The following is a 6,259-nucleotide window of genomic DNA, read 5'->3' as shown; positions in this document are numbered from 1 at the left end:
GGCTCCGCCCCGGACCCCGCGCCTCAATCGCCGGCGGGGCTGGATCTTCCAGCCTCGCCGGCGATTGAGGCGACCGTCGCGGAGCGGCGGTGCGGGGGATCCGGGGGCAGCGCCCACCGGTTTCGGGAAGGGGCGGGGTGGGGTGGATCCAGGCGTCAGCCGCGGACGGCGGCGATGGCCGAGGCCAGGGCCGACGGGACGTCGGAGACGACGGTGTGGGCGCCGTCGCGGACCACGTGCCGGCCGCCGACGACCGTGTGGCGGACGTCGGCCGCCGTTGCCGCGAAGACCGCCGTCTCGGCACCGAGCCGAGGCACGGGCCCGGCCGTCCGGACCGAGTCCAGCGCGATGGTGGTGAAGTCCGCCAAGGACCCCGCCACCAGCGAGCCCGCGTCGGCCCAGCCGAGCGCCGCATGGCCGTCGGCGGTGGCGGCCCGCAGCAGCGCCGCGGCCGTCCAGTGCCCCCGCGTCCGCGAGGCCAGCCGCTCGTTGAGCTCCATCGCCCGGGCCTCTTCCAGCAGGTCGATGACGGCGTGGCTGTCGCTGCCCAGCGAGAGCGGGCTGCCGGCGTGCTGGAGCCGGACCGCCGGCCCGATGCCGTCGGCCAGGTCCCGCTCGGTGGTGGGGCACATGCAGGTGCCGGTAGTGGTGCCGCCCAGCAGCGCGATGTCGTCGTCGGTCAGGTGCGTGTTGTGCACGCCCGTGGTGCGCGGCCCGAGCACGCCGTGGTCGGCGAGCAGCCGGGTCGGGGTGACCCCGTGGGCCGCCAGGCACGCGTCGTTCTCCGCGGTCTGCTCGGAGAGGTGGACGTGCAGCGGGGCGCGCCGCTCCTGGGCCCAGCCCGCGACGGTGCCGAGCTGGTCCGCCGGGACCGCCCGCACGGAGTGCACCGCGGCGCCGATCCGGACCTGCTCGCGCTCCTTGAGGGCGCTGACCCGCTCGGCCCAGGCCTCGGCCGTGCCGTCGGAGAAGCGCAGCTGGTGGGCGTTGGGCGGCTCGCCGAAGCCGGCCGACAGGTAGGCGGTGTCGAGCAGGGTGATCCGGATGCCCGCCTCGGCGGCGGCCGCGATCAGCGCCTCGCCCATGGCGTTGGGGTCGGCGTACGGCGTGCCGCCGGGGGCGTGGTGCAGGTAGTGGAACTCGCCGACCGCGGTGATGCCGGCCAGGGCCATCTCCGCGTACACCGCCCGGGCGAGGGCGAAGTACGAGTCGGGGGTGAGGTTCTGGGCGACCGTGTACATGGTCTCGCGCCAGGTCCAGAAGGTCCCGCTGCCGACCTGGACGGTGCCGCGCAGGGCCCGGTGGAAGGCGTGCGAGTGCGCGTTGGCCAGGCCCGGCAGGGTCAGGCCGCGCAGCACCTCGGCGCCCGGCGGCGGGGCGTCGACGCCGGTGCGGACGGCGGCGATCGTGCCGTCCGCGGACACGTCCAGGGCGACGCCCGGCTCGACGTGGGTGTCGAGCCAGGCGTGCTCCAGCCAGTACGTCTTCGCTTGCGGGGTCAGCGGCACGCGAGGCCTTCCAGTACGTCGGCGAGGGCGAGGACACCGGCGACGCAGTCGTCCTCGGCGGCGAACTCGGCCGGGGAGTGGGAGACGCCGGTGGGGTTGCGTACGAACAGCATCGCGGTCGGGACCTGTCCGGAGAGGATTCCGGCGTCGTGTCCCGCGCCGGTGCCCAGGACGGGGACCGCGCTGTCCCGCCCGGCGCCCAGGATCCGGCCCAGTTCGTCGCGCAGGGCGTGCTCGAACTCCACCACGGGGGTGAAGGACTCGCGCACGATCCGCAGGTCGACGCCGTCGCGCTCGGCGCGCTCCCGGGCCGCCTTCTCGACGGCCGTGACGACGGTGTCGAGGGTGGCCTGGTCGGCGGCGCGGGAGTCCAGCCAGCCGCGCACCAGGGACGGGATGGCGTTGACGCCGTTCGGCTCCACGGAGATCTTGCCGAAGGTGGCGACCGCGCCGGCCAGCGCGGCCTCCTCGCGGGCGGCGAGGACGGTCTGCGCGTACGTCAGCATCGGGTCCCGGCGGTCCACCAGGCGGGTGGTGCCGGCGTGGTTGGCCTCGCCGTGGAAGTCGAACCGCCAGCGGCCGTGCGGCCAGATCGCGGAGGCGATGCCGACCCGGTCGCCGGACAGGTCCAGGGCCCGGCCCTGTTCGACGTGCAGTTCGACGAAGGCGCCGATGCGGGCGAGCCGTTCGGGGTCCGGGCCGATCGCCTCGGGGTCGTAGCCGGCCGCCTCCATGGCCTGCGGGAGGCTGATCCCGTCGCCGTCGCGCAGCTGGTACGCCTTCTCGCGGGTGAGCTGGCCGGCGGCGAGCCGGGAGCCGACGCAGGCCAGGCCGAAGCGGGCGCCCTCCTCGTCACCGAAGTTGGTGATGGCCAGCGGGCGGGTGGGCCGGGCGCCGCGGGCGCGCAGCTCGTCCAGGGCGGCGAAGGAGGAGACCACGCCGAGCGGGCCGTCGAAGGCGCCGCCGTCCGGGACGGAGTCCAGGTGGGAGCCGGTGACGACGGCGTCCCCGGCCGCGGGGTCGCCGAGCCAGGCCCACTGGTTGCCGTTGCGGTCCAGCTCGTACGTCAGGCCGCGGGCCTCGGCCTGGGCCTTGAACCAGGCCCGGCAGTCGGCGTCCGCGCCGGTCCAGGCGAACCGCCGGTACCCGCCGGAGTCCGGGTGCCGGCCGATGGGGGCCAGCTCGTCCCACATGGCGTGGAAGGAGCCGGCACCGGGCCCGGTGCCCGGGGCGGCCGCCCCGGGCACCGGGAGGTCGGAGCCGTGGCTCACGCCGAGTCACCCTCCCGCATCGGGATGCGGACGCCGCGCTCGTCGGAGACGGTCTCGGCGATGTCGTAGCCCGCGTCGACGTGGCGGATGACGCCCATGCCGGGGTCGTTGGTCAGCACGCGGCGGATCTTCTCGCCGGCCAGCGGGGTGCCGTCGGCGACGGTGACCTGGCCGGCGTGGATGGAGCGGCCCATGCCGACGCCGCCGCCGTGGTGGATGGAGACCCAGGACGCGCCGGAGGCGACGTTGACCATGGCGTTCAGCAGCGGCCAGTCCGCGATCGCGTCGGAGCCGTCGAGCATGGCCTCGGTCTCGCGGTACGGGGAGGCCACCGAGCCGCAGTCGAGGTGGTCGCGGCCGATGGCCAGCGGGGCGGCGAGGGTGCCGTCGGCGACCATGTCGTTGAAGCGCTCGCCGGCCTTGTCGCGCTCGCCGTAGCCGAGCCAGCAGATGCGGGCCGGCAGGCCCTGGAAGTGGACCCGCTCGCCGGCCATCTTGATCCAGCGGTGCAGGGACTCGTTCTCCGGGAAGAGCTCGAGCATCGCCTTGTCGGTCTTGTGGATGTCCGAGGCCTCGCCGGAGAGCGCGGCCCAGCGGAAGGGGCCCTTGCCCTCGCAGAAGAGGGGGCGGATGTAGGCCGGGACGAAGCCGGGGAAGGCGAAGGCGCGGTCGTAGCCGGCCAGCTGGGCCTCGCCGCGGATCGAGTTGCCGTAGTCGAAGACCTCGGCGCCGGCGTCCATGAAGCCGACCATGGCCTCGACGTGCTTGGCCATGGACTCGCGGGCGCGGGTGGTGAAGCCCGCCGGGTCCTTCGCCGCGGCCGCGGCCATGTCCTCGAACTCCACGCCCACCGGCAGGTACGACAGCGGGTCGTGGGCGGAGGTCTGGTCGGTGACGATGTCGATCGGCGCGCCCTCGGCCAGCATCTGCGGCAGCAGCTCGGCGGCGTTGCCCAGCAGGCCGATGGAGAGCGGGCGGCGGGCGTCGCGGGCCTCGGTGGCCAGCTGGAGGGCGTGGGCGAGGTTGTCGGCCTTCACGTCCAGGTAGCGGTGCTCGATGCGGCGGTCGATGGCGCGCGGGTCGACGTCGATGCAGATCGCGACGCCGTCGTTCATGGTGACGGCCAGCGGCTGGGCGCCGCCCATGCCGCCGAGGCCGGCGGTGAGGGTGATGGTGCCGGCCAGGGTGCCGCCGAACTTCTTCGCGGCGACCGCGGCGAAGGTCTCGTACGTGCCCTGGAGGATGCCCTGGGTGCCGATGTAGATCCAGGAACCGGCGGTCATCTGGCCGTACATGGTCAGGCCGAGGTGCTCCAGACGGCGGAACTCCTCCCAGTTGGCCCAGTCGCCGACCAGGTTGGAGTTGGCGAGCAGGACGCGCGGGGCCCACTCGTGGGTCTGCATCACGCCGACCGGGCGGCCGGACTGGACCAGCATGGTCTCGTCCTGCTTGAGGGTCTGCAGGGTGCGGACCATGGCGTCGAAGGAGCGCCAGTCGCGGGCGGCCTTGCCGGTGCCGCCGTAGACGACCAGCTTGTCGGGGTGCTCGGCGACCTCGGGGTCGAGGTTGTTCTGGAGCATCCGGAGGGCGGCCTCCTGCTGCCATCCCAGGGTGCTGAGCTCAGTGCCTCGCGCAGCGCGAACGGGGCGGGGTCCTGACATGGCGGTGCCTCCTCCGATGTTGGTCAATCCATTCACATCCTGTCCCGCTGAATAGATTCAGTCAACAGCTGCGGGCCGCCACGCCGGATGATTGGCTGACTCCCATGGCCGCAGAGAGTGCACAGGGGGCCGGAGCCGAAGGGCCCGCCACCGCCGCCGGGGCCCGCCGGGACCTGGCCGTACGCGCCGCCGTGGCGCAGGGGCTGGTGGGCCCCGGGGACGGCGACGAACCGCTGGTCTGCCTGCTGGACGTGGCGGGGATCCGCGCCTCGGCCGCGGCGCTGGCGGCCGCCTTCGGGGCCGCCCTGCCGGCCGGCACGCCGGTGCTGCACGCCTTCGCCGTCAAGGCCTGCCCGCTGGTGCCCGTCCTGCGGCTGCTGGCCGACTGCGGGCTGGGCTGCGAGGTGGCGAGCCCCGGCGAGCTGGCGCTGGCCCGGGCGGCCGGGGTGCCGCCGGAACTGACCGTGCTGGACTCCCCCGCCAAGACCCCCGCCGAGCTGCGCGAGGCGCTGGCCTTGGGCATCGCGGTCAACGCCGACAACCCGCAGGAGCTGGCCCGGCTGGACGCCCTCATGGGCTCCGCGCCGACCGCCTCACCGCTGGGCCTGCGGATCAACCCGCAGACCGGGGCCGGCACCATCGGCGCGCTGTCCACCGCCACCGCGACCTCGAAGTTCGGGGTGGCGCTGCGGGACCCGGGCGCCCGGGAATGGGTGGTGCGGGCCTTCCTGGAGCGGCCCTGGCTGACCCGGCTGCACACCCACTCCGGCTCCCAGGGCCTGCCGCCGGCCCTGATGACGGAGGGGGTCCGGGAGCTGTGGCGGCTGGCCGAGGAGATCAACACGGCGGCCGGCCGGCGCCAGGTCGACACCCTCGACATCGGCGGCGGACTGCCGGTGGACTTCACCTCGGACGCGCCGGGGCCGGGGTACGCCGGGTACGTGGCCGCCCTGCGGGCGGCCGTGCCGGGGCTGTTCACCGGGGAGTACGGGCTGGTCACGGAGTTCGGCCGGTCGCTGCTGGCCAAGCACGGGCTGGTGCTCACGCGGGTGGAGTACACGAAGTCGGCGGGCGGGCGGCCGATCGCGGTCACCCACGCCGGGGTGCAGCTGGCCACCCGGACGGTCTACGCCCCGGACGTCTGGCCGCTGCGGATGCTCGCCTACGACGCGAAGGGCGTGCCGAAGACGGAGCCGCCGGTGGCCCAGGACGTGGCCGGCCCGGCCTGCTTCGCGGGCGACCTGCTGGCCGAGGACCGACCCCTGCCGCCGCTGGCCCCCGGCGACCTGCTGGCCGTACCGGACACGGGTGCCTACTTCTTCACCGCCCACTACGGCTACAACAGCCTCCCCCGCCCACCCGTCCACGGCTTCACCCTCGACGGCCCGACCGTCCACTTCCTCCCGATCCGCCCGGCCCAATCGATCGCGTCCATCGTGTCGGAGGCGGGGGGTGGGGTGGCGGGGGCGTAGGGGGGTGGCATTTCCAGCCCCGCCGGGGAGTGGCAAACCCAGCCCCGCCGGCGATTGAGGCGCGGGGCCCGGGGCGGAGCCCCGACCTGGGCCCGGCCCACCCTTTGCGTCCGGCCGCGCACATCCAGCCCCGCCGGCGATTGAGGCGCGGGGCCCGGGGCGGAGCCCCGAAACCTGGGCCCCGCCCACCCTTTGCGCCCGGCCGCGCCGGGGACATCCCCGCCCCGCCGGGGAGTGGCAATTCCAGCCCCGCCGGCGTTTGAGGCGCGGGTTCCGGGCCCGGGCCCGGCCGCTGCGCGGAGCCCCCCCCCCCCCCCCCCCCCCCCAAACCCCCCCCCCCCCCCCCC

4 protein-coding genes are annotated in these 6,259 nt (G+C 75.2%); 1 reads left to right on the top strand and 3 read right to left on the bottom strand.

What is annotated here, in order from left to right; translation table 11 throughout:
- Nucleotides 1-155: 155 nt before the first annotated feature.
- The 3 genes from AB0O40_RS37225 to hutU form a co-directional block, all read right to left on the bottom strand.
- Entirely contained in the window at nucleotides 156-1,508 is a 1,353-nt protein-coding gene (locus tag AB0O40_RS37225) for a formimidoylglutamate deiminase (RefSeq protein WP_365050606.1), read from the bottom strand.
- The gene (locus AB0O40_RS37220; protein ID WP_365050608.1) at nucleotides 1,499-2,701 is read right to left on the bottom strand and encodes an allantoate amidohydrolase; all 1,203 of its coding nucleotides are present in this window, start codon (nucleotides 2,699-2,701) and stop codon (nucleotides 1,499-1,501) included. The genes AB0O40_RS37225 and AB0O40_RS37220 overlap by 10 nt, the downstream gene beginning before the upstream one ends.
- Before the next feature lie 74 nt (nucleotides 2,702-2,775).
- Nucleotides 2,776-4,440, bottom strand: a complete 1,665-nt coding sequence (gene hutU / locus AB0O40_RS37215; protein ID WP_365050604.1) for a urocanate hydratase — start codon at nucleotides 4,438-4,440, stop codon at nucleotides 2,776-2,778.
- Between the two features lie 104 nt (nucleotides 4,441-4,544).
- Between hutU and AB0O40_RS37210 the strand changes: the two genes are divergently transcribed.
- Entirely contained in the window at nucleotides 4,545-5,912 is a 1,368-nt protein-coding gene (locus tag AB0O40_RS37210; protein WP_365050602.1) for a diaminopimelate decarboxylase, read from the top strand.
- Nucleotides 5,913-6,259: the final 347 nt, after the last annotated feature.

This window comes from Streptomyces sp. NPDC089919 (genome assembly GCF_040684615.1).
GTDB lineage: Bacteria > Actinomycetota > Actinomycetes > Streptomycetales > Streptomycetaceae > Streptomyces.
Note: the sequence above shows the minus strand (reverse complement) of the source record. Positions and strands in the feature narration are given on the sequence as shown.

Bases quoted from the DNA above. Each gene is read 5' to 3' on its own strand.
- AB0O40_RS37220 (WP_365050608.1), bottom strand. From the start codon at position 2,701: ATGTGGGACGAGCTGGCCCCCATCGGCCGGCACCCGGACTCCGGCGGG.
- hutU (WP_365050604.1), bottom strand. From the start codon at position 4,440: ATGTCAGGACCCCGCCCCGTTCGCGCTGCGCGAGGCACTGAGCTCAGC.
- AB0O40_RS37210 (WP_365050602.1), top strand. From the start codon at position 4,545: ATGGCCGCAGAGAGTGCACAGGGGGCCGGAGCCGAAGGGCCCGCCACC.